This window comes from Mesorhizobium sp. A623 (assembly GCF_054489405.1).
On the sequence record NZ_JBTMXB010000026.1, the window covers coordinates 23,919 to 47,881 of the forward strand.

20 protein-coding genes, 1 tRNA gene and 1 pseudogene are annotated in these 23,963 nt (G+C 61.9%); 5 read left to right on the plus strand and 17 right to left on the minus strand.

Annotated features, from left to right (window positions below):
- Positions 1-86: 86 nt before the first annotated feature.
- The 3 genes from ACX3P1_RS20850 to xylF all read right to left on the minus strand — a co-directional run bounded on the left by ACX3P1_RS20850 (position 87) and on the right by xylF (position 3,362).
- Positions 87-875, minus strand: coding sequence for an ATP-binding cassette domain-containing protein (locus tag ACX3P1_RS20850; RefSeq protein WP_459081522.1), 789 nt, complete (start codon positions 873-875; stop codon positions 87-89).
- Between the two features lie 12 nt (positions 876-887).
- Positions 888-2,204, minus strand: coding sequence for a sugar ABC transporter permease (locus ACX3P1_RS20855; protein WP_459081523.1), 1,317 nt, complete (start codon positions 2,202-2,204; stop codon positions 888-890).
- Positions 2,205-2,321: 117 nt separating this feature from the next.
- Positions 2,322-3,362, minus strand: a complete 1,041-nt coding sequence (xylF, locus tag ACX3P1_RS20860) for a D-xylose ABC transporter substrate-binding protein (RefSeq protein ID WP_459081524.1) — start codon at positions 3,360-3,362, stop codon at positions 2,322-2,324.
- Positions 3,363-3,623: 261 nt separating this feature from the next.
- Here xylF and ACX3P1_RS20865 point away from each other — a divergent pair, with 261 nt between their 5' ends.
- Positions 3,624-4,886 carry an ROK family protein gene (locus ACX3P1_RS20865; RefSeq protein WP_459081525.1) on the plus strand — a complete coding sequence of 421 codons (1,263 nt, stop codon included), beginning with the start codon at positions 3,624-3,626 and terminating at the stop codon, positions 4,884-4,886.
- Here ACX3P1_RS20865 and phoB read toward each other — a convergent pair.
- The 7 genes and pseudogenes from phoB to ACX3P1_RS20900 form a co-directional block, all read right to left on the minus strand.
- Positions 4,865-5,557, minus strand: a complete 693-nt coding sequence (gene phoB / locus ACX3P1_RS20870) for a phosphate regulon transcriptional regulator PhoB (protein WP_459081526.1) — start codon at positions 5,555-5,557, stop codon at positions 4,865-4,867. The two genes, ACX3P1_RS20865 and phoB, sit on opposite strands and share 22 nt — an antisense overlap.
- A gap of 23 nt (positions 5,558-5,580) precedes the next feature.
- Positions 5,581-6,288, minus strand: a complete 708-nt coding sequence (gene phoU, locus ACX3P1_RS20875; RefSeq protein WP_459081527.1) for a phosphate signaling complex protein PhoU — start codon at positions 6,286-6,288, stop codon at positions 5,581-5,583.
- Between the two features lie 36 nt (positions 6,289-6,324).
- Positions 6,325-7,137, minus strand: coding sequence for a phosphate ABC transporter ATP-binding protein PstB (pstB, locus tag ACX3P1_RS20880; RefSeq protein WP_459081528.1), 813 nt, complete (start codon positions 7,135-7,137; stop codon positions 6,325-6,327).
- A 4-nt stretch (positions 7,138-7,141) separates the two neighbouring features.
- Positions 7,142-7,987, minus strand: a complete 846-nt coding sequence (gene pstA, locus ACX3P1_RS20885; protein WP_459081529.1) for a phosphate ABC transporter permease PstA — start codon at positions 7,985-7,987, stop codon at positions 7,142-7,144.
- Positions 7,988-7,990: 3 nt separating this feature from the next.
- A pseudogene (gene pstC / locus ACX3P1_RS20890) lies at positions 7,991-8,960 on the minus strand (phosphate ABC transporter permease subunit PstC).
- 83 nt (positions 8,961-9,043) lie between these two features.
- Positions 9,044-10,102 carry a phosphate ABC transporter substrate-binding protein PstS gene (pstS, locus tag ACX3P1_RS20895; protein ID WP_459081530.1) on the minus strand — a complete coding sequence of 353 codons (1,059 nt, stop codon included), beginning with the start codon at positions 10,100-10,102 and terminating at the stop codon, positions 9,044-9,046.
- A gap of 145 nt (positions 10,103-10,247) precedes the next feature.
- Positions 10,248-14,366, minus strand: coding sequence for a PAS domain-containing protein (locus ACX3P1_RS20900; protein WP_459081531.1), 4,119 nt, complete (start codon positions 14,364-14,366; stop codon positions 10,248-10,250).
- A 256-nt stretch (positions 14,367-14,622) separates the two neighbouring features.
- On the opposite strand from ACX3P1_RS20900, the gene ACX3P1_RS20905 reads away from it, so the two are divergent.
- Positions 14,623-14,997 (plus strand): hypothetical protein, encoded by a 375-nt coding sequence (locus tag ACX3P1_RS20905; RefSeq protein ID WP_459081532.1) that lies wholly within the window; start codon positions 14,623-14,625, stop codon positions 14,995-14,997.
- 152 nt (positions 14,998-15,149) lie between these two features.
- Here the strand turns inward: ACX3P1_RS20905 and ACX3P1_RS20910 are convergent, their stop codons facing one another.
- From ACX3P1_RS20910 to ACX3P1_RS20920, 3 genes are all read right to left on the minus strand, one after another.
- Positions 15,150-15,362, minus strand: a complete 213-nt coding sequence (locus tag ACX3P1_RS20910) for a hypothetical protein (protein WP_459081533.1) — start codon at positions 15,360-15,362, stop codon at positions 15,150-15,152.
- Between the two features lie 823 nt (positions 15,363-16,185).
- Positions 16,186-16,260, minus strand: a tRNA-Glu gene (locus ACX3P1_RS20915).
- Positions 16,261-16,359: 99 nt separating this feature from the next.
- On the minus strand, positions 16,360-16,779 hold the full coding sequence (locus ACX3P1_RS20920) for a fimbrial protein (RefSeq protein WP_459081534.1): 420 nt from the start codon (positions 16,777-16,779) through the stop codon (positions 16,360-16,362).
- A gap of 25 nt (positions 16,780-16,804) precedes the next feature.
- On the opposite strand from ACX3P1_RS20920, the gene ACX3P1_RS20925 reads away from it, so the two are divergent.
- Positions 16,805-17,875: an RluA family pseudouridine synthase gene (locus tag ACX3P1_RS20925; protein ID WP_459081535.1), complete on the plus strand. Its 1,071-nt coding sequence runs from the start codon at positions 16,805-16,807 to the stop codon at positions 17,873-17,875.
- A gap of 210 nt (positions 17,876-18,085) precedes the next feature.
- Positions 18,086-18,997, plus strand: a complete 912-nt coding sequence (rpoH, locus tag ACX3P1_RS20930; RefSeq protein ID WP_459081536.1) for an RNA polymerase sigma factor RpoH — start codon at positions 18,086-18,088, stop codon at positions 18,995-18,997.
- 134 nt (positions 18,998-19,131) lie between these two features.
- On the opposite strand, the gene ACX3P1_RS20935 is transcribed toward rpoH, so the two are convergent.
- The 4 genes from ACX3P1_RS20935 to ACX3P1_RS20950 all read right to left on the minus strand — a co-directional run bounded on the left by ACX3P1_RS20935 (position 19,132) and on the right by ACX3P1_RS20950 (position 21,640).
- The gene (locus ACX3P1_RS20935) at positions 19,132-20,004 is read right to left on the minus strand and encodes an MBL fold metallo-hydrolase (RefSeq protein ID WP_459081537.1); all 873 of its coding nucleotides are present in this window, start codon (positions 20,002-20,004) and stop codon (positions 19,132-19,134) included.
- Between the two features lie 123 nt (positions 20,005-20,127).
- On the minus strand, positions 20,128-20,787 hold the full coding sequence (locus ACX3P1_RS20940) for a peroxiredoxin (protein ID WP_459081538.1): 660 nt from the start codon (positions 20,785-20,787) through the stop codon (positions 20,128-20,130).
- A 206-nt stretch (positions 20,788-20,993) separates the two neighbouring features.
- A complete protein-coding gene (locus ACX3P1_RS20945) occupies positions 20,994-21,359 on the minus strand; it encodes a cell division protein ZapA (protein WP_459081539.1) in 366 nt (121 codons plus the stop codon).
- Between the two features lie 8 nt (positions 21,360-21,367).
- A complete protein-coding gene (locus tag ACX3P1_RS20950) occupies positions 21,368-21,640 on the minus strand; it encodes a DUF4164 domain-containing protein (protein WP_459081540.1) in 273 nt (90 codons plus the stop codon).
- Between the two features lie 257 nt (positions 21,641-21,897).
- On the opposite strand from ACX3P1_RS20950, the gene tkt reads away from it, so the two are divergent.
- Positions 21,898-23,892, plus strand: a complete 1,995-nt coding sequence (tkt, locus tag ACX3P1_RS20955) for a transketolase (RefSeq protein ID WP_459081541.1) — start codon at positions 21,898-21,900, stop codon at positions 23,890-23,892.
- Positions 23,893-23,963: the final 71 nt, after the last annotated feature.

Genomic DNA, 23,963 nt, shown 5'->3' on the forward strand with positions numbered 1-23,963 from the left:
TCCTGTTCACAGGCTAACACAAAGCAGGAGGTTTCACGCCAAAAATGCACGCAATAGTTGTCCAAGACACGTTATAGGCGAATCGATCAGGCAGCGATCTTCAGGGCGCCGGGGCCGGGAATTGCGCCGGGCGGGCATTTACCCAGGATGATCATGCCAAGCACCTCGTCCTGGGTGACGTCGGTGGTGCGGGCCGTGCCGACGACCTGCCCGTTTTTCATGACGCAGACCCGGTCAGCCAGATCGAAGACGTCATGGATGTCGTGGCTGATCAGGAATATGCCGATGCCGTCGGCTTTCAACTGCTTCACCAGTTCGCCGACCTGCGCCGTCTCTTGCGGGCCAAGGGCGGCCGTCGGTTCGTCCATGATCAGGATACGGGCGTTGAACAGGATGGCGCGCGCGATGGCCACCGACTGGCGCTGGCCGCCGGATAGCTTGATAACCGGTTCCTTGAAGCGCTGGAAGCGCGGGTTGAGCCGGCCCATGACCTTGCGCGCTTCCGCCTCCATAGCGCCGTCGTCCAGCGTGCCCCAACTCGTCATCAGTTCCCGGCCGAGAAAGAGGTTAGCTGCGGCATCGACATTGTCGGCCAGCGCCAGCGACTGGTAGATCGTCTCGATCCCGTATTTCTTGGCGTCGCGCGGGTTGGAGATCGAGGCTTCCTCGCCATTGACGAAGATATGGCCGCCATCGCGCTTGTAGGCGCCGGACAGGATCTTGATCAGCGTCGACTTGCCTGCCCCATTATGGCCGAGCAGCGCCATCACCTCGCCCGGGAAAAGATCTACGGAGGCGTCGTCGACGGCACGGATGCCGCCAAAGGCGATGGAGATATTCTTCAGGTCGATAAGCGGCGTACGGGTTTCTTCCATGATGAATTCTCCCTACACGCGCTTTTTGTAGACAGTGTCGAGCCACACGGCGAGAACCAGAACCGCGCCTACCACGATCGATTGCAGCGGCGAATCGATGCCCAGCAGCACCATGCCAGACTGGAGCGACTGCATCAAAAGCGCGCCAAGCATGGCGCCGATAATCGTGCCGGAGCCGCCGGCCAATGACGTGCCGCCGATCACCGCAGCCGCGATCACCAGCAATTCGTCCAGCGTACCCAGCGCATTGGTCGAAGCGTTGAGGCGGGCCGAGGAAATCGCGGAACTGACCGCCGCCAGAATGCCCATGATCATGAACACCTTGACCGTTACCCAGCGCGTGTTGATGCCGGCAAGTTCGGCGGCTTCCGGATTGCCGCCAATGGCAAAGACATAGCGGCCAAAGCGGGTGCGGCTGGTGATGAAGGTCATGACGATGCCGACCGCAATTGCGATGAGCACCGGTATGGCGATGCCGTGGGCGATGAACAGGCCGCCTTCGGGGAGGGTTATGTTATTCTGCTCCGCATATCGGCGCACGATGCCGATCGGCCAGGGATAGGAATTGGCGACCCAGACCGCACCGAGGATGGCGGCGCAGGAGACAGCGCCCAGAAACGTTTCCGCCCATACCGGGCGCAAGGGGAATTTGAAGCGCTTGCGCTGTGCCCTGCCGTTGAGCAGCATGAGCACCACGGCGACACAGGCGACGATTGCCACCACCCAGCTCCAGGTAGCGCCGATGGAACCGCGCGGACCGCCGCCCATCAACTGGAAGGTGGCGTCAAGCGGCGCGACCGTCTGCCCGCTGGTGATCATCCATGCCATGCCGCGCCAGACCAGCAGGCCGCCCAGCGTGACGATAAAGGAAGGAACTTCAAGATAGGCGATGATGACGCCTTGCAGGCCGCCTATGGCCATCCCCAGCAAAAGCCCGCAGGCGAGCGCGATGATCCAGATGAACGGGTTGCCCGATTGCAGGCCGACCACATGGATCAGGAGCACGGCCTGCGCCACGCCCATGACCATCCCGATCACGCCTTCGGCGGACCCGACCGAGAGATCGATGTTGCGCGTGACAATGACCAGCACCATGCCCGTTGCCATGATGGCGACGGACGACGTCTGCACCGAAAGGTTCCACAAATTGCGCGGTGTCAGGAAAAGACCGCCCGACAGGAGGTGGATGCCCACCCAGATGACCAGGAGGGCGCCTACCATGCCTAGCATGCGCGTATCGAGTTCGGTCGCCTTCAGGAAACGGGCCACCGCACCGAGTTCGGAAGCGCGCGCGCCTTCAGCCGGTGCGCTCGTCGTCGTGTCGGCCATGGTTTCCTCCCACCGGCTGTCGGATCGCAATGCTACTGGCTTTTGGATTTTTCTTAAAGGCCGTCGCGCCCACGAGAGCGCGACGGTCGACCAGCGACGGTTTCTCGCCGCCGGTTTTTAGTTGCAGGCCGCGACGGTGCCCGCCTTGACCCCGGCGCAGGCCGCGTCCTTGGAAATCCAGCCGGCGTCGATGACGACGTTCAGATTATCCTTGGTGATGGCGACGGGCGTCAGGAACAGCGACTTGACCGTGTTTCCGCCAGGCGTGGTGAAATCTTTCACGCCGGGAATATCGGTCATGGCCTTGCCGTCCGCGAGTTGCGAGGCGATTTCGGCGGCATTCTTGCCGAGTTCGCGCGCGTCCTTCCACACCGACACGGTCTGCGTGCCGAGCGCGATGCGGTTGAGGGCTGCATGGTCGCCGTCCTGGCCCGAAACCGGCACGGTGCCGGCCAGCCCCTGCGCCGTCAGCGCCGCGACGACACCGCCGGCGGTGCCGTCATTGGCCGCCACCACCGCATCGACCTTGTTGTCGTTGGCGGTCAGGAACTGTTCCATGTTCTTCTGCGCATTGGCCGGCAGCCAGCCGTCCGTATAGGCCTCGCCGACATTCTTGATCTTGCCTGAATCGATGGCGTCCTTCAGCACTTCCATCGAGCCGGCGAAGAGGAAATCGGCGTTTGGATCGGCACCCGAACCCTTGATGAAGACGTAGTTGCCTTCCGGCTTCACCTTGAACACTTCGCGGGCCTGCATGCGGCCGACTTCCTTGTTGTCGAAGGTGAGGTAGAACACGTCCTTGTTCTCGATCAGGCGGTCGTAACCGACGACCGGGATGCCCTCGTCCAGCGCCTTCTGCACGGCCGGGCCGATGGCCGAGGCGTCCTGCGCCAGAATGATCAGCGCGGTGGCACCCTGCGAGATCAGGCTCTCCACATCGGTAAGCTGCTTGCCCGGGCTCGATTGCGCATCGGCGGAGATGTATTTGTCACCGGCCGCCTCGATCGCCTTCTTCATCGCGGCCTCATCGGTCTTCCAGCGCTCTTCCTGGAAATTCGACCACGAGACGCCGATGACCTTGTCCTTCGCCTGTGCCACCGACACCAGTGTCATCGACAGCGCAGCGCCCGCCAGAATGGCGGCAGTGAATTTCCTCATGACATCCTCCCTGCGCCGCGTGTGGCGCGACCTTGTTGATCCGGATCGCTCCGGGCCGGCAATGAAGCCTTTATTTCGGGCTTCGAAAAAATACTCACCCAATGCCCGAACGCTGTCAACAGCGTTTCAATCGTTTCATCGATTTTTTTCGTGACCCGAAATAATCAATGACAGCATCCCTAGCTTCTGCCACTACTTGTAGAAGGGTTCGAACCGTCGGCAAAGTCACGAAAGGGCGATGGCGCTGGAGGAGCAGGCAAAATGACAGTCGGGATGCGCCATGACGACCTGCGGCGGCGCAACCGCGCGATGGTCATTGCGGCGGTGCGCCGGGCCGGCGGGCAATTGTCGCGCACCGAGATCGCAGCCGTCACCGGGCTTAGCCATTCCACCATTTCCGCCATTTCGGCCGACCTGATCGGCGAAGGCATCCTGACCGAGGGCAAAGGTGTTCACCCCGCACCCAGGCGCGGGCGCCCGCAGGTGGGACTGGCCCTCAATCCGGCGGCCACCGCGGTGCTGAGCCTGGTGCTGTCGCTCAATTCCCTTTCCGTCGCGACGATCGACTATTCCGGCACCGTTATTGCCGAAGAGCAGCGTCGCCTCGACACGCGGGCGATGTCCCGCGATGCCTTGGTCGGCGAGTGTCTTGCCATCGTGCGGCGGCAGGTTGAGCGTTCCAACCCGAACGGATCGGGCATCGCGCGCATCGCGCTGGCGATCCAGGGCATCACCGACTCGGCATCGCGCTGCCTTTTGTGGTCGCCGATCACGCCGCATACCGACATTGCCTTCGCCGATAGGGTCGAGGCTGAATTCGGCATCCCCGCCGTCGTCGAGAACGACTGCAACATGATGGCGGTGGCGCTGCGCTGGCGCGATCCGGACCGCTACAGGAACGATTTCATCGCCATCCTTTTGTCGCACGGCATCGGCATGGGCATGGTGCTGAAGGGCGAACTGTTTGCCGGCACGCATTCGTCCGGCGGCGAGTTCGGCCACATGATCCACCGGCCCGACGGGGCGCTCTGCCGCTGCGGACGGCGCGGCTGCATCGAGGCCTATGCCGGCAACTACGCCATCTGGCGCAATGCGCAGCAGGGCAGCGAAAACGACGAGCCGGTGTCGGACATATCGGATGAAGCGTTGCAGGCGCTGGCGGCAACCGCCCGAAAGCACCCCGGACCGGAGCGCGAAGCCTTCCGCAAGGCGGGCGAAGCGCTCGGCTTTGGTCTGGGCAGCCTGTTCGCGCTGATCGACCCGGCGCCGGTGGCCATGGTCGGCATCGGGGCCACGGCCTTCGATCTCATCGAACCGGCGCTGCGCGAGGCCATCGCCAAAACCGCAGGCGGCCATCATTCGAAGGCCATCTCCTTCGACACCGAACCGAACGAACTGCCGCTTATCCGCGAAGGCTGCGCCATGCGCGCGCTGACTTTCGTCGATCAGGAAATATTCGCGCCGGGAACCTCGGATGCCGTGCGGCCGTCCGGCGTATTGCCTCAGCCTTCCTTGATCGCGTAGCCCGCGCCGCGAATGGTGCGGATGACGTCGTCCTGGCCATGACCGCTATTGACAGCCTTGCGCAGCCTTCCGACATGGACGTCGACCGTGCGCTCGTCCACATAGATCGCCTCGCCCCAGACATTGTCGAGCAACTGGCCCCGCGAAAACACGCGGCTGGGCGCACGCATCATGAATTCCAGCAGGCGAAATTCGGTCGGCCCGAGCTTGATCTCGTTCTGGTTGCGATAGACGCGGTGCGTCTCGCGGTCGAGCACCATTTCGCCGACCTTGAGCACGCTGGAAAGAACTTCGGGTTTGGCGCGCCGCAGCAGCGCCTTGACCCGCGCCATGAATTCCGGCGTCGAGAACGGCTTGACCAGATAATCGTCCGCCCCGGTCGAAAGCCCCCTCACCCGGTCGCTCTCCTCGCCGCGCGCGGTCAGCATGATGATCGGCAGGCGCTCCGTTTCTGCACGCATGCGCAGGCGGCGGCATAGTTCGATGCCCGATATGGCAGGCACCATCCAGTCCAGCACCAGAAGATCAGGCACGTTCTCCTGCAGCCTTATCTCGGCCTCGTCGCCGCGCGTCACCACTTCGACCTGATAGCCTTCGGATTCGAGATTGTAGCGAAGCAGCACGCCCAGCGGCTCTTCGTCCTCAACCACCATGATGCGCGGTGCGATCATTCGTGTGTTTCCTGCCTCGTTCGTCAAGCCGCCGGCGTCGGCGCGGTCATTTCGTCCGATTTTGGACGATTGGCGGGAAGCTGCTGCCCGGTCAGCACGTAATAGGCATTTTCAGCGACATTCGTCACATGATCGCCGATGCGTTCCAAATTCTTGGCGCAAAACAGCAAATGCGTACATGCCGTGATATTGCGCGGGTCTTCCATCATATAGGTCAGGAGTTCGCGAAACACGGAAGTATATTTCACGTCAATGCGCTCGTCGTCGTTGCGCAGCGCGACAAGGCCGGCGGCATCATGCGCGTCGTAGCGATCGATGACGCCCCGCACCTGCTCCAGCACCAGTTGCGCCATGCCGTCGATGGAATGCGAAAGTTCACGCGGAACCGCGCTCTGGCCGACGGCGCCGACCCGCTTGGCGATGTTCTTGGCCAGGTCGCCGATGCGCTCCAGGTCGCCAGCCATGCGGATCGCGCCGACCACGGCGCGCAGATCGTCGGCCATCGGCTGGCGCTTGGCGATCAGCGTGATGGCAAGATCGTCCAGTTCCCGCTGGCGCGCATCCATGATGGCGTCGTCGGAAACGATGCGCTGCGCCTGCGCGACGTCGACATGCAACAGCGCCAGCGTCGCCCCGCCGACCATCGCGCCGGCAAGTTCGCCCATGTCACGGATGAGCCGGCTGACCTGCCGCAGTTCCTGGTCAAAGGCCGTGACGGTATGTTCGCTCATAATGCTGGTCCTCGTATCGGTGTCTGGAACGCGCGCTCAGCCGAAACGGCCGGTGATATAGTCTTGCGTGCGCTTCTCGCTTGGCGAGGTGAAAATCTTCTCGGTCTTGTCGAACTCAATCAGTTCGCCGAGATACATGAAAGCCGTCTGCTTCGAGACGCGGGCGGCCTGCTGCATGTTGTGGGTGACGATGACGATGGTGTAGTCGGCCTGCAATTCGTCGATCAGTTCCTCGATCTTGGCGGTCGACAGCGGATCGAGCGCCGAAGCCGGCTCGTCAAGCAGGATCACCTCCGGCTTCACCGCGACGGTGCGCGCGATGCACAGGCGCTGCTGCTGGCCGCCGGAAAGGCTGAGACCGCTGGCATTGAGCTTGTCCTTGACCTCGTTCCACAAGGCCGAGCGTTTCAGCGCCTGCTCGACGCGGCCATCCATCTCGCTCCTGGAAAGCTTTTCGTAGAGCCTTATGCCGAAAGCGATGTTCTCGTAGATCGACATCGGAAAGGGCGTCGGCTTCTGGAACACCATGCCGATCTTGGTGCGCAGCAGATTGAGGTCCTGCGAGCGGTCGAGCACGTTCTGGCCGTCGAGCAGAACCTGTCCCTCGGCGTGCTGCCTTGGATAAAGCTCGTAGATCCGGTTGAACACGCGCAAAAGCGTCGACTTTCCGCAGCCCGACGGGCCAATGAAGGCGGTGACGCTGCGCTCCGGCAGCGACAGGCTGATATCCTTCAGCGCCTTCGACTGGCCGTAGTAGAAGTTGAGGTTCTTCACCTCGATCTTCGTCTTTCCGGCTTTCTCGGCGACGTTTTCGATCATGGTCAATTCAGGGGCCAACATCTGTACCATCTTTCTAGGTCCTGCGTCCGGTGAGGCTTCTGGCAACGATGCTCAAGACCAGAACCGCGAGCGTAATGATGAGAGCGCCGGTCCATGCCAGTTGCTGCCATTCCTCGTAGGGGCTGAGCGCGAACTGGAAGATGGTAACCGGCAGGCTGGCCATCGGCGCATTGAGATTGCTCGACCAGAACTGGTTGTTGAGCGCGGTGAACAAAAGCGGCGCGGTTTCGCCCGTGATGCGGGCAATCGCCAGCAATATGCCGGTGACGATGCCCGACATGGCGGCGCGGTAGCCGACCGAGCGGATGACGATCCAGCGCGGCGCACCGATGGCGGCCCCCGCCTCGCGCAACGAATTCGGCACCAGGTTGAGCATGTCCTCGGTGGTGCGAACGACCACCGGGATAACCAGGATGGCCAGCGCCACCGCGCCGGCAAGCGCCGAAAAATGCCCCATCGGCCGCACCATCAGTTCATAGACGAACAGGCCGATGATGATCGACGGTGCCGACAGGAGGATGTCATTGATGAAGCGCACCACCGTCGTCAGCTTCGAAAAGCGCCCGTATTCGGCCATGTAGGTTCCGGCAAGAATGCCGATGGGCGTGCCGACGAACACGGCGAAGGCTGTCATGATCACGGAGCCGAATATCGCGTTGGCGAGGCCGCCGGCATCGCCCGGCGGCGGCGTCATCTCCGTGAACACGGAGAACGAAAGCCCGGCGGTGCCCTTGTAGACGAGCGCGCCGAGGATAAGCGCCAGCCAGGCAAGACCGATGCCGGCAGCAATCACGCACAGCGTCATCATCACGGAATTGACCATCTTGCGGCGGCGGTGAAGCAGGGGGGATGCAGCCATCGGTCAGGCTCCGGCGCGCCGTTCGATCCGCATCAGCATGAAGCGCGCGGCGGCAAGGATGATGAAGGTGATGACGAACAGGATCAGGCCGAGCGCCACCAGCGAGGATGTGTAAAGCTCACCGTCGGCCTCGGTGAATTCATTGGCGATGGTCGCTGAAATCGTCGTGCCGGGCGCGAATATCGAGGCGCTGATACGGTGCGCATTGCCGATGACGAAGGTCACGGCCATGGTTTCGCCGAGCGCGCGGCCAAGGCCGAGCATGACGCCGCCCATGATGCCGACCCGCGTATAGGGGATGACGACGCGGCGCGTCACCTCCCAGGTAGGTGCAGCCGATACCGTAGGCAGATTCCTTCGCCACCGCCGGCACCGTATCGAACACATCCTTGGTGATCGAGGTGATGAAGGGCAGCACCATGATGGCCAGGATCAGCGCCGAAGTTAAGAGGCCGATGCCGTAGGGCGGCCCGGCAAACAGGCTCGAAAGGACCGGCACGTCTTTAAAGAGGTCGATGAAGAAAGGCTGCACCGTCCTTTGCAGAAACGGCGCGAAGATGAACAGGCCCCAGATGCCGTAGATGATCGAGGGGATGCCGGCCAGCAGTTCGACGGCGATGCCGATCGGGCGGCGCAGCACGCGCGGGCACAGTTCAGTGAGGAAGATGGCGATGCCGATGCCGATCGGCACCGAGATCAGGATGGCGATCGCCGCCGTCACGAGGGTGCCGTAGATCGGCGCGAGCGCGCCGAATTTCTCGGTGACGGGGTTCCAGGATTCGGTGACTAGGAAGGATGCGCCGAACGTCGCAAGCGCCGGCCACGCGCCGACAAACAGCGAAACCCCGACGCCGCCCAGAATGAGCAGGACGAGGATGGCGGCTGCGCGGGTCATGCCGCGAAAAATTGAATCGGTGAGTGCGAAGCGCCGCACCGTGGCGGCTCTCGCCAGCAGCGCGTCCGAACGTGGCATTGGTTCGGCAAAAATGGTCATGGATCGCTCTCGCATTCGGATGAAGCGGGAAGGCGCTGGAAAGCGCCCTCCCGAAACGGATTTTACATGGCCGAATAAAGCGGCTTGCCGTCGCTGCCGACGATATCCTTGGCCCACATGTCCTCGACGCTCTTGACGACACTGTCGGGCATCGGAACGTAGTCCAGTTCGCCGGCCATCTCGTCGCCCTTGCCGTAGGACCAGGCGAAGAACTTGAGCGCCTCTGCGGTGGCGGTCACGTCTTCGGGCTGCTTGTAGACGAGGATCCAGGTGGCGGCGGTCATCGGCCAGGATTCGGCGCCCGGCTGGTTGGAGAGGATGACGCCATAACCCGGCTGCGAGGACCAGTCGGCGTTGGCGGCGGCGGCCGAAAACGCGGCGGCCGTCGGCTCGACCGTCTTGCCGTCCTTGTTGATCATGTCGGCATGGCTCAGCTTGTTCTGCTTGGCGTAGGCATATTCGACATAACCGATCGCGCCGCCGGTCTGGGCAACGTTGTTGGCGACGCCTTCATTGCCTTTCGCGCCGATGCCAACCGGCCATTCCAGCGCAGTGGCAACGCCGACATTTTCCTTCCAGTCGGCGCTGACGTCGGCCAGGTAGGTGGCGAAGTTGAAGGTGGTGCCCGAACCGTCGGAGCGGTGAACGACGGCGATGGCCTGCGAAGGCAGCTTGGCGTCGGGGTTCAGCTTCTTGATCGCAGCGTCGTCCCAGTTGGTGATCTTGCCCTGGAAGATGTCAGCCAGCGTCTGGCCGTCGAGAACCAACTCGCCCGGCTTGATGCCTTCGAGATTGACGACCGGCACGATGCCGCCCATCACCATCGGGAACTGCGCGAGGCCGATGGCGTCCAGGTCTTCACCTTTCATCGGCGCGTCGGAAGCGCCGAAGGTCACGGTCTTGGCCTTGATCTGCTTGATGCCGCCGCCGGAACCGATCGACTGGTAGTTGAGACCGATATTGGTCTCCTTCTTGTAGGCGTCCGCCCACTTTGCATAGATCGGATAGGGGAAGGTCGCGCCAGCGCCGGAAATGTCAGCGGCGTATGCTGCGGAAAGGGTGAGCGTGGATGCTGTGGCCATTGCAACGGCAACGGCGGCAGAGCGGAGGAAACGTCTCATGGGGCCTGCTCCTGTTCGGAATATGGTCTCTCGGCGCCGTTCGTTTCTGGCGTCGGGGAGGCAATAGCCGTGATTTATAACAGTCGCATGACAGGTTCGTGACGATGCCGTAACGCTGCACCGCCCTCGTTTCCAATGGCGTATCCTAGCCGCCGGCGCTTACCCGCTCGCCTTCGCTGTCCCTCCCCAACCAGCGCTGAACCTTGGCAAGAAGTGCCTTGGGGCTGATCGGTTTGGAAAGGTAATCGTCCATGCCGGCCTCAATGCACCGCTCGCGGTCGCCCTTCAGGGCATGCGCCGTCACCCCGACGATGGGGACATGCCGGCCGGTTCCTTCCTCGGCGCGTCGGATTTCGAGCGTCGCCTCGTGGCCGTTCATTTCAGGCATGGAAACGTCCATCAGGATCATCTGCGGCTTCAGCCGATCATACGCCTCGAGCGCCAGCCGGCCATTGGCCACGATCTCGAAGCTTAAACCCGTTTCGCCCAGTATCTGGGTGAAAACGAGTTGATTCACCTCATTGTCCTCGGCGACCAGAATATCGACCTGATGCCCTGCCTCAGTGGCCGCAGCGCCCAGATAGACAGGCTGCCCGTGTGAAGACGCCTGTTGCGGCTGCTCGCCGGCCGGTTGCTCTCGGGGATCATCCTGCTGCGGCTCATCAAGGCCTGCGGTCGCCGCCTCTTCCGGTGCCGACTCGCTGCGGTGCCATTGAATGGCGCCAACCAGGGCTTCGAGCAGCGCCGAGGAGCGCACCGGCTTGACCAGATAGGCGTCGATGCCGAGGTCAAGGCACTCCGCGCTGGCGAGCGAGTGATCGACCGAAGTCAGCATGACGATCGGCGTATGCGCAAGACCGTCGGTGTTGCGCACGATACGGGCCATTTCCTCGCCGCTCATGCCCGGCATCTGGTAGTCGAGCACCACGCAATCCACCGGAACGCCGTAGGCTGCCGCCGCAACCAGCACTTTCAGCCCCTCCGCGCCGCTCGACGCCGCGCAGGAATCGAAACGCCACGATGCCATCTGCTCGGTCAGGATCGACCGGTTCACGGCGTTGTCGTCGACGATCAGCACGCGCGCGCCCGTTACATCGGAAGGCGTGATGCGATTGCGCGACGACTGCTCCGCACTGGGCAGCGTCACGGCAAACCAGAACGTGGACCCCCTGCCCTCCGCGCTTTCCACGCCGATGTCGCCACCCATCAGTTCGACGAGCCGGGAGGTGATGGCAAGGCCGAGGCCGGTTCCCTCGTGCCGCCGCGTCGAAGAGGCGTCGACCTGGCTGAACTTTTCGAAAACCAGCCGACGTTTCTCTTCCGGAATGCCGATGCCCGTGTCGGTGACGGAAACATGCAGGCGGGTGCCATCGACAGCCCGCTCGCCGGTGACATCCACCAGGACATGGCCGTCATCGGTGAACTTGACCGCGTTGCCGACCAAGTTGGTCACGATTTGCCGGATGCGCCCCACATCGCCCACGAACAGGCCGTCGAGGCCCGGCTCGATCCGGACGATCAGTTCCAGATCCTTTTCCTTGGCGCGGGTCGATACAAGCGTCGCCACATCCTCGATCGCTTCGCTCAGCCTGAACGGCGCCGGATCGAGCACAAGCTGGCCCGCGTCGATCTTGGAGAAGTCGAGAATATCGTTGATGATGGTGAGCAGCGCGTTGCCCGACTTGACGATGATGTCGGTGAAGGTCTTCTGCTTCGGGTTCAGTTCGGATTTCGCCAGCAATTCGGCCATGCCGAGCACACCGTTCATCGGCGTGCGTATCTCGTGGCTCATATTGGCCAGGAATTCCGACTTGGCGCGGTCGGCCAGCACCGCCCGCTGCCGGGCTTCCTGCAATTCCGCTTCCCGCTGCTTCAGGTCGGTAATGTCGGTGGTCGAGCCGATCAGATAAAGCGAGCCATCGGAGGCGATCATCGCGCTCTTGCGGGCGAACTGATGACGCATGCCGCCATCCGTCAATTTTACCGCTTCTTCGATCTCCTGCGTCGTGCCGGTGCGCAGCACCGCAAGATCGCTTTGCACGAAGGCCTCGCCATCGGCTCCAAAGATTTCGACGTCGGTCTTGCCGGCCGCTTCCGCCTTGCTGAAGCCGGTAAGGTCGCACCAGCCCTTGTTGACGTAAAATATGCGCAGATCCGACCGCTTGGCGTAGATCGACACCGGGACGTTATCGATGAGGGTGCGGAACACCTCGTTCTCGCGCATGCTTTCCTCAAGGGCCAGCTCGCGCGCCTTGACCTCGGTTATGTCGGTGCTGGAGCCGACCAGATGCACGGAACCGTCCGTTGCCACAAGACGGCTCTTGCGCGTCATGACCTGCCGGATCGTGCCGTCGCGATGGGTTACGGGTTCTTCCACCTCGACCATGTCGCCGGTGGTGCCGACCCCGGTGTCGTCGAGGCTGTAATTGGCCCCCTCTTCGGTGCCGAACAGTTCGCGGTCGGTACGCCCGACCGCTTCTTCCTTCGATATGCCGGTTATGGCGCACCACGCCTTGTTGACAAACTCGATGGTAAGGTCGTCCGCCTTGGTGAAGGCCGCGACCGGCAGTTCGTCCATGATATGTCTGAACAGGTCGATCTGGTGCATCGAATCGCGCAGCGCCGTCTCGCGGTTCTTGAGTTCGGTGATGTCGACGCGCACGCCGATATACGTGCCGTCATCGGTGCGCATATCGTAAACCTGATACCACCGGCCATCGGGGTTCAACCGCTCGAAGCTCGAATAGGGCAGATGGTAGCGGGCGACAGTGGCGTCCAGCCAGGCCTTTGCGTCCACATCGTAGAGTTGGTCGATGGCCTTGTCGCCGCTGTGCCGGAAATAACCGCAGGTTCGGCCAAGTTCCAGCGCCTCCCTCATCGTTTGGCGGGGGCTCCAGGTCGCCAGCATCGCCGGCAATGAATCTTGAAGCTTCTTGTTGGCAAACACGAAATTGTCGTCACGGTCGTAGATCATGACGGCGGTGGGCAGGGATTCCAGAACATCGGCCAGGTACTTGCGTGCCTGTTCGGTTTCCTTTTCGCGCTGCCTGGATTCGCTTATGTCGAAAATGGAGCTGGCAAGGTAGGTCTTGCCGCTCGAAGTCTGCACCCTGTTCTTGCGGACCATGCGGAAGCCTTCGACGCCGTTCCGCAAATAGGCCGATTCGCCCTGATAGAGTTCGCCTGTATCGAGAACCCGCCGCTCGCTCTCGTCGAACGTGCCCATCTCCTCGGGCGAAACGAGGTCCTCGTCCGACTTGCCGATGACCTGGTCCGGGGTCGTGTCGAAAAAATCGGCAAACGCCTGGTTGGCCATGACATAGGTAAGGTCGGCATCCTTGACGAAGATCGGGTTCGGCACGCTCTCGATGACGGCTTGGGCCAGCTTTGCCTTCTCGAGCGCCTGCGTCAATTCGGTTACGTCGTAGTAGGAAATCAGGCGCTTTCCGCCGGAAAGCGCCGTGACCGAATAGATCGTCGTGCGATCCTGGACATGCGCGAGTTCGCGCGGCGCCATGTCACCCGCCCTGACTTCGGCGATCCTGTCCTCGACATAGGCTTCCCAGGCGTCCTGGCTGACGGCCTCCGCTCCTTCTCCGCGATCGAGTTCGAGCAGGCTCCGGAACGGGATGCCCAAGGGCGCCTGTTCGGGCGCCAGCTTCCAGATCGTGTAGAATGCCCTGTTGACGATTTCGGTATTGAGGTCGGCGTCCAGGATAACGATGCCCATTTCGACCGCATCGATGGTCCGCTCGAGGTCGGACAGCAGTTGGCGGCTGCGCTCGGCCGCCGTGACCAGTTCCGCTTCTATCTGCCGGGCATGTGCCGTAGGTGCGGAAGGATCGGCGTCTTCCAGCTTTTTGAGCGACCCGGCAATGCCCGTCACGTTGCGGCCGACTCCGCGGTAGCCGATGAAATTGCCGGCCGAATCAAAGCGGGGGAAGCCCGAGGTGGAAATCCAGCGGCAATTCTCATCGCTATCGTTCAGTTCGTAAACGAAATCGCGGAACGTCCTGCGCTCCTGCAAATCCTTCAGATGCGCAATGGCAGCATCGCTGCCGCTCGACATATGCTTGAGAAAATCGAACCGGAACCGCCCGAGGACCTTCGCCGGATTGGTGCCGGTAGCGGCCGCGAAACCGTCGGAAAGCCAGGAGAACCGCAGTTCGGCATCGGTTTCCCAAAGCCAGTCGGAGCCGAATTCGAGCAATGTCTGCAATTCGCCGGCAGATAACCCGCCGGCTGCTTTCTCGTGCGTCGACATTTCTGCTTGGCTGGCTCCCCGCTCCGGACTAGCCATATCGGTTTCTACTGGTCCAACCACACCCTATTCCCATCCGGGCCATTGCATGCTCTCGGATGCCCCCGCAATCCGCCGTGCAAATGTGCCCAAGAAGGCTTAACGTTCCGCTAACCTTAACGCCGGGGAAGCAACCGGACGGGGGCGCAAGGCGTTAGATCGTAGTGACGAAAGAATGCATCACACCATGAATGTGCCAAGATGGAGCCGGAGACCGCGAGTGCCTAGATATATGTCGCTGGTCGTCTTTCTGGTCGCAGCCGTCGCCGGCTGCTCGCGAACCGACGACGGTACGGTCGTCATCCCGCCGGCGCTCGATGCCCGCCGGATGGATTTCGGGCCTTTCGACCTCCGCCACCCCGGTCACATCAAGCCGGCCGTGACAGCGCCGAACATCGTGGCCGCCGCGCCGGAACCTTTCCCGATTGCCCCCGGCATCACGGCTCGGCACATACGAAGCAGCGTGAAAAGACCCGGAAAAAGCCGAAACAAACGGAACGTTCACCAGGTCCCGGCTTCCGCAGCGGCGCGGCCGCAACTGGCCTGTGAAGCCGCGACGCCCACCGGCAAACGCGTCCGGGTCCTGTGCGAATAGCCACGATTGTCCGCTGATCCATTTCTCCTTGCGCTCTAACCGTCTTCCCCCGCTGTTTACAAGCGGGCAACCCGGCCTCACCTTCTGTCCCCGACGCCGGCAATACGATCGCCCGCTCCGGTTCGCCGGAGCGGGCATTTTTCGTTTGCGCCTCAGCCTCCGAAGGCCGCTTTGCATTCCCACCCAAAAGCAGTGGCCATCAGGCTTGTGCAACCTACCAGCAAAATATCGGCTGCCGTGAATACAGCGGTCGTGAAGATGATCAGCGCCAACCATCCGAACGCTGCTTCTCGTCGGGCTGCTCTCACCTCCTGCGGCGTCCTGTGATCGCGCGTGTAGATGTATTCGTCGTGGTGGTCTTTCATTGGGTCACCCCAGCTTTACGGCTTTAGGAAGCCATGGCTATTTTCCATGCAGCAGATGCGCCGTCCTCTTTTGAGGCGGCGGCCTGTGCAGTTGGTTCGATTTTTGGAAAGTGCCGATTGCGGCAATTACGGGCGCAGCGGCGGAGCCTGCGCGTCGAAGTGGCGGAGCCGGGGCAGATCGACTGCGTCATGGACGAAGCGTGGAATGATCGGGTGCGGCCGCGAGGTGGCCATCCGAACCTCGGCAGAAACAATGCCGTACCCGCCGGACGCTTGGACCGGCCCGCTACGCTCTGCAGCGCGCGACCACCCGGGCATGGAACGACTGTCGAGGGTCAGATTGTATGAAATATCCTGACGAAGGATCGCCAGGTTATTGATCGGCCTCGATGTTACCGCTGGCGACCTGTCGATAGTCAGCCCGGCCGCCGAGGGAAACGAGACTGTCAGGAGCGCGAGGGCTAAAAATACCAGCCAAGTTCCGCGCCTGCATCTGCGGACGAATTCTGTAACGGATTTCACGTCGAACTCGATGGTCGCTGTCTCGCTATCACTCCGCGTCATGAGGATGTGATGCCTTCAACGGCGGCCAGACGCAAGGCGCTGCCATGATCCTATGTGCAGTTTTTGCGATTATCCAGCCCACGCGTCCTGATGGGTGCGCGGGCTTTTTCGTGCGCTTACGCCTGCCTCAGCTACCTTTTTTACCGGTGGTTTGGCGAGATGACGGCGGGCGGAAACGAGCCTCACTCACGCGGTCAGAACAGCTTATTCGATCGCTATCAGACGATTCTCGGAAGAATATAAACTGAGTAATGAACCTTGGTACGCCCAAGGGGAATCGAACCCCTGTTCCCGCCGTGAGAGGGCGGTGTCCTGACCGCTAGACGATGGGCGCGTTCAAGAACCGGCGATATAGGCTGCCGCTTCGCAAAAAGCAACCGACCTCGGCCGCATAAATGCCAAGCCCGAAACGGGCGTCGCCGGCCGCCAAGAATTATTTGTTGCGGATGGCAAAATGGCCGATCATCCGGCGTTCCGTGACATCGTAGATGAAGATGACGCGAGAACCGTCGACAAGCTCCGCCTGAATCGACAGGCGGTTGCCCGAAATCGATTGCGACACCACTGCCGCGCCTACCGGCAACACGATATCGCCGGTGAGTTGTTCGCCGGCCGGCACCTGGATTTCACTCAAGGTCGCCGGAGCCGACTCCTTTGTTCCGCGCGATTTGTAGACAAGGGCGACGATCACCACCATAAGGGCAAGGAACAGCAGGCCCAGATTGACGCCCATGAAGCGGATCAGCTTCCTGCGCACATTCTCGACATGCGGGTCGAGCGGCTTTTCCGCGCCTTTTCCGGCAGCGGCGGCCTCACGCGCAAGTTTGTCTTCGTCGGCATGGGGCCGGGTCATGGCAAAAATTCCGGAACGGTTATCAATGAGCGCTCTTAGCGAACAGGCCGATGAAATGATAGAGGACGACGATGCTTCGGCCCCGGCGGCGGTGATCGCGCCGGTTGTTGTGGTCGCCGATGCCGATGCGGCCGGCCAGCGACTCGATCAATGGCTGGCAAGCCAGCTAGGCCCCGACATGTCGCGCAACCGGGTGCAGATGCTCATCAAGCAGGGAGCGGTGAGCATCGAAGACAAGCCGGTCAGCGAAGCCAAGCGCAAGATGGCGGCGGGCGAGCGCGTGTCGGTGCTCATGCCCGAACCGGAGCCGGCCGAACCGCAGGGCGAGGCCATACCGCTCGCCGTCCTTTACGAAGACGACGAACTGATCGTCATCGACAAGCAGGCCGGGCTGGTGGTTCACCCCGGTGCCGGCAACTGGACCGGCACGCTGGTCAATGCGCTCATCCACCATTGCGGGACAAGCCTTTCCGGCATCGGCGGCGTGCGCCGGCCCGGCATCGTCCATCGGCTGGACAAGGATACAACCGGCGTCATGGTCGCGGCCAAGACCGACCGCGCCCACAAGGCCCTGTCGGAAGCCTTCGCCGACCACGGCCTGACCGGCGATCTCGAGCGCGCCTATGCGGCACTCGTCTGGGGCATCCCACCAAGGGTGAAGGGAACGATCGACGCACCGCTGGGCCGCGCCGCCGACCGCGTGCGCCGCGCCGTAGTGCCGGAGGGCCGCGCAGATGCCCGTCACGCCATCACCCACTACACGATCGAGGAACGCTTCGGCGAAGCCCAGAAGGCGTTCACCACGGCAAGCCTGGTCGAGTGCCGGCTGGAAACCGGGCGCACGCACCAGATCCGCGTCCACATGGCCCATATCGGCCACCCGCTCGTCGGCGACAAGGATTATGGCCGCGCCTTCAGCACCAAGGCCAACCGGCTTCCGGAAGCTTTGCGCGAAACGGTGGCGGCCTTCCCGCGGCAGGCATTGCATGCCCGCCTTCTTGCATTCCGCCACCCGACCACCCACATATCGATGCGCTTCGAGGCCCCGCTTCCGTCTGACATGCAGGAGATGGTGGACGGCTTTCGCCAACTCTGACCCACCATCAAGAATCCTGAATCGATCCGCATAAAACCTGACTGGTATTGTTCACTTTGGCGTGACAGTCTGTTTCGAGTTGAACAAAAGCTGTCTTTTCTGGTTTTGTTCCTGTATAAAGCGATTGTTGCGGATGCGCCTTTTTGGCATCCGTGTCATATGCCCGCCGCGTTTTGGGGGCAGTTCTCTAAGAGAGAGGAGGGCGCTATCATGGCCCAGTCACTACCCAGCGTCGTTTCCGGTGAAGGCGGCCTCAGCCGCTACCTGGAAGAAATCCGCCGTTTTCCGATGCTTCAGCCGCAGGAAGAATACATGCTCGCCAAGCGTTACGCCGAGCATGAAGATACCTCTGCCGCCCACAAGCTCGTCACCAGCCACCTTCGGCTCGTCGCCAAGATCGCCATGGGCTATCGCGGCTACGGCTTGCCGATCGGCGAGGTGATCTCGGAAGGCAATGTCGGCCTGATGCAGGCCGTCAAGAAATTCGAGCCGGAGCGCGGCTTCCGCCTGGCGACCTACGCCATGTGGTGGATCAAGGCGTCGATCCAGGAATACATCCTGCGCTCGTGGAGCCTGGTCAAGATGGGCACGACCGCCAACCAGAAGCGGCTGTTCTTCAACCTCAGGAAGGTGAAGGGCAAGATTCAGGCGCTGGACGACGGCGACCTCAAGCCGGAGCACATCACCGAGATCGCGACGCGGCTGAACGTTTCCGAAGCGGAAGTCGTGTCGATGAACCGCCGCCTGTCGGGCGACGCTTCGCTGAACGCGCCGATCCGCGCCAGCGAGGGCGAGTCCGGCGAATGGCAGGACTGGCTGGTCGACGACCACCAGAGCCAGGAACAGACGCTGATCGAGCAGGACGAGCTGGAAAACCGGCGCGGCATGCTTACCGGTGCGCTGGCCGTGCTGAACGAGCGCGAAAAGCGCATCTTCGAGGCGCGTCGCCTGTCCGAAGAGCCTTTGACGCTGGAGGAATTGTCGGGAGAGTTCGACATTTCCCGCGAGCGCGTGCGCCAGATCGAGGTGCGCGCCTTCGAAAAGGTGCAGGACGCCGTCAAGGCCGCCGCCAAGCGGCAGGCCCAGTCGCTTCGCACCATCGAGGTGCAGCCAGCGGCTTAAGCGGCCCTGCTATAGGACCGCCAACGGAAATGAAAAGCGGCGCCGGAGAAATCCGGCGCCGCTTTTTTCAACAAAGTATCGCCGCTTCCACCGCCGTCATGCTTGGGCTTGTCCCGAGCATCTGCTGCCACCCCTCAAAACGCGTTCAGCGGAAATTTCAGATAGCGCTGGCCGTTGGCTTCCGCTTCAGGCAAACGCCCGCCATTGATGTTGATTTGCAAGGCATGCAGGATCAGGCGCGGCATCGGCAGCGTCTTGTCCCTCGCCTCGCGTAGCGCGACAAACTCCGCCTGCGTCTTGCATCTGGACAGATGGCTGTTCGTCGCCCGCTGCTCGGCGACCGTGCTCTCCCACACCGGATCGCGGTCTCCCGGCATGTAGTCGTGCCCGGTAAACAGCCGCGTATCGTCCGGCAGCGCCATGATCTCCTGGATCGAATGCCACAGCCGCTCGGCGCTTCCGCCGGGGAAATCCGCGCGCGCCGTGCCGCTGTCCGGCATGAAGATGGTGTCGTGGATGAAGGCGGCATCGCCGATCACGTAGCTGATCGAGGCAAGCGTGTGCCCCGGCGAAAACAACACCTTTACCGGAATGGTCCCGATGGAAAATGTCTCGCCGGCGGCGAAAAGCCTGTCCCATTGCGAGCCGTCGGCGGCAAAATCCGGCCAGTTGTAGATGGCCTTCCAGAGCTTCTGGACTTCCGCGATGTTCGCGCCGATGGCGGTCGGCGCGCCGGTCTTCCTGGCCAGATAATGCGCGGCGGAAAAATGATCGGCGTGCGGGTGGGTGTCGAGTATCCAGTCGACGCTCAGTCCGTTCTGGTCCACGAAATCAAGTAAAGCATCGGCATTGGTCGTGGCCGTCGCGCCGGATTTCTCGTCGAAGTCCAGCACCGGGTCTATGATGGCGCATCGCCCAGTCGCCTTGTCCGCGACCACATACTGGATCGACCCGGTCGGCTTGTCGTAAAAGCCGGTTACCTGCGGCCTGGCAGACGATGCGCTCAATCCAACCTCCACTCCTGTCGGCGCAGGAATAATTTTCTCTACCGGTAGGGAATGGAGGTATGGTTATCCGCACAGCCGGCACAGTCAAGCACTGCACCGGCGCATAGGCGGAAAAACGGAAAATCAGGCAGAGGGCTGCTTGGTCTTGCGCATATAGGGCAGGATGGTTTCGAACGAACCGAACCGCTTGGTCGCTTCCTCGTCCGAAATGCCGCCGCCGATGATGACGTCGTCGCCCGGCTTCCAGTCCGCCGGTGTCGATACGGAATGCTTGGCGGTAAGCTGGATGGAATCGATGGCGCGCAGGATTTCCTGGAAATTGCGGCCGGTCGACATCGGATAGGTGAGGATCAGCTTGATCTTCCTGTCCGGGCCGATGACGAACACCGAGCGCACCGTCTGGTTGTCGGCAGGCGTGCGGCCTTCCGAACTGTCGCCGGCGGCGGCGGGAAGCATGTCATAGAGCTTGGCCACCTTGAGTTCGCCGTCGCCGATCATAGGATAGTTGACGGTATGGCCGGTCGCCGTCTTGATGTCGTCCTTCCAGCGGTTATGGCTTTCGACCGGATCGACCGAAATGCCGATGATCTTGGCGTTGCGTTTCTTGAACTCGCCATCCAGCCCGGCCATCGTACCAAGCTCGGTCGTGCAGATCGGGGTGAAATCCTTGGGGTGCGAGAACAAGACTGCATAACCGTCACCGATCCAATCATAGAAATGGATGGTGCCCTGCGTCGTCTCGGCGGTAAAATCGGGTGCCGTATCGTTAATACGAAGGCTCATGGCGTTTCCTACCTATGCTGTTACTGAAATTGGGCTGCCGCTATGCGGTCCCATGTTTTAGCACCAATACAACGGTGCTCAAAATCCGGCCGCACCAAGCATACGGATTATTGAGAATAAATTTCTCACCCGACGGAGCGGGCTAGTATGAATTACCCTTGCTGTGGTTAGGCCGAATCGGCCTCCGATCAACCGCAAGGGGCAGATCAGGCCTTCCTGACCGTCAGTGTCTCTGCCAGGCCTTCCATGCGCAAGGCGAGCGCGCCAAGCGCGCCGGTCAGCGCCGCGTCGTTCTTGTCAGCCTTGGTCAGCGCCTCGTCACGCGTCTTGCGCAGCGTCTGCACTTCGCTTTCCATGCCCTTCACGCGCTTTTGCAATTCCGACAATTCATCCATCACCATGATGCCGGCCATGACGGTGAGCCGCTGGTCGCCGATCTCGCCGAAGGAATCCTTCAGATGCGAGACATAGCGATCGAAGCGCAGCGCCAGATCGGTCAGATGCTCTTCCTGCCCCTCGTCGCAGGCCATCCGGTATTGCTTGCCGTCGATGGAAACCGTGACTTGCGCCATGTCCTCGCCTACCTGTCCAGAACTGCGCGGATGGTTTCCATCGCGGTCACCAGCCGGCGCGAGACTTCCTTGTTGGCATCTTCCAGCCGCTCCGCCCGCGCTTCGGAATTGTCGAGTTCCTGCGCCAGCCGCGAACGGTCTGCATTCATGCGCTGCACTTCGGCTTCAGCCTCGGAATAGTCGCGCTCGTTTTCGAGCCGGGCCACGACGGCATCCTCCAGCCCGTCAATCGCTTTACCAAGCCTGGCAATGACTTCCTTGAGCGTCGTTTCACCGGTCATGGCATTTGTCCCGTCACCTGCCCATCACCGAATCGTTCACATTCAGAACGCGTTACTCTCGAAACATTAGGCGGCGTGTGAAGCATGCGTCAACAAAGCTCTGTCGCCTGTCCCCCGGTAACGAGGGTTTCCGGCGGATTGTATCGCAATTGTTGCGCCAGAAGCGACCTAAATCGATTTAGGTTTTGTTGACTAAAGCGTCTGTCCTGCTATGTGTCGTCTCACCTTTCCCCAATCGAAATTATCCCGGAGGTCCCATGGTTTCGCGCGAACAACATGATCGTATGGCCAACGCGATCCGCTTCCTGTCCATGGATGCCGTCGAGAAAGCCAATTCGGGGCATCCGGGCCTGCCGATGGGCTGCGCCGACGTCGCAACGGTGCTCTTTACCCGCTTCCTGAAATACGATCCCAAGAACCCGCACTGGCCGGACCGCGACCGCTTCATCCTGTCGGCCGGCCACGGTTCGATGCTGCTTTATTCGCTGCTGTATCTCACCGGCTACGAAGACATCACCCTCGACCAGATCAAGAAATTCCGCCAGTTGGGCTCCCGCACGGCCGGCCACCCCGAATACGGCCATGCCGCTGGCATCGAGACGACCACCGGACCGCTCGGCCAAGGCGTCGCCAATTCGGTGGGTTTCGCCCTTGGCGAGCGCATCATGAACGCGGCATTCGGCAACGACCTTGTCGATCATCACACCTACGTGCTCTGCGGCGACGGCTGCCTGATGGAAGGCATCAGCCAGGAAGCCCTCACGCTGGCGGGCCATCTCAAGCTGAACAAGTTGATCCTCATCTGGGACAATAACGACATCACCATCGACGGTTCCGTATCGATGTCCGACAATACCGACCAGGTTGCCCGCTTCCAGGCTTCCGGGTGGAACGCCATGCATGTCGACGGGCTCGATCCAGAGGCGATCGCCTACGCCATCGAAACGGCGCGCCATTCCGACAAGCCGACGCTGATTGCCTGCAAGACGACCATCGGCTTTGGCGCTCCGACCAAGGCAGGCACCAACAAGGCGCATGGCTCGCCTCTCGGCGCCGACGAAATCGCCGGCGCGCGCAAGTTCTTCAACTGGGACTCGAAACCTTTCGAAATCCCCGCCGATATTCTCGAAGCATGGCGCACCGCCGGCAAGGCGGGTGTCAAGGCACGCACAGACTGGGAGGGCCGCCTTGCCAAGGCTGAGCCTGCCAAGCGCGCCGAATTCGAACGCCGCATGAGCGGCAAGCTGCCGCAGAACTTCGATGCGGTCATCGCCGATTACAAGAAGAAGCTGGCAGCCGACAAGCCCAAGGTCGCCACCCGCAAATCGTCGGAAATGGCGCTGGAGGTCATCAACGGCGCGGTGCCGGAAACCATCGGCGGCTCGGCCGACCTCACCGGCTCCAACAACACCAAGACCAGCCAGACCAAGAACATCACGCCGCTCGACTACGGCCAGCGCTATGTCCATTACGGCATTCGCGAGCACGGCATGGCGGCGGCGATGAACGGCCTGACCCTGCATGGCGGCATCATTGCCTATGGCGGCACGTTCCTGTGCTTCTCCGACTATGCGCGGCCTGCCATGCGGCTGGCTTCGCTGATGGGCATCCGCTCGATCTTCGTCATGACGCACGATTCCATCGGCCTTGGCGAAGACGGCCCGACCCACCAGCCGGTCGAACACATGGCCGCCCTTCGCGCCATTCCCAACCACAACGTGTTCCGCCCCGCCGACGCGATGGAAACCGCCGAATGCTGGCAGGTAGCCCTCGAAACTGAAAAGACGCCGTCGACGCTGGCGCTTACCCGCCAGAACCTGCCGGCGCTGCGTACCGAGTTCGTTTCGGAAAACCTCTGTGCCAAGGGTGCCTACGAGATGGCGGCGGCCGAAGGCGGCGACGCTGCCGTGACCATCTTCGCTTCCGGCTCCGAGGTCGAGATCGCGCTTGACGCCCGCAAATTGCTGCAGGGTCACGGCCACCCGACCCGCGTCGTCTCGGTGCCCTGCTTCGAATTGTTCGACAAGCAGAGCGATGCCTACCGCGCCAAGACCATCGGCAATGCCGGCATCAAAATCGCCATCGAAGCCGGCATCCGCCAGGGCTGGGACCAGTTCATCGGCGCGGATGGCATCTTCATCGGCATGACCGGCTTCGGTGCGTCCGGCACCATCGAGCAACTCTACCCGCATTTCGGCATCACCGCCGAGCATGCTGCCGAGGCAGCCGAAAAGCGGCTGCACAAGAAATAGGTTTTGGCAGGCTGCCGAAGCCCAGCGATTTCAAAACCCGCGACGGATGCGGCCATTGTGGCATCCGCGCA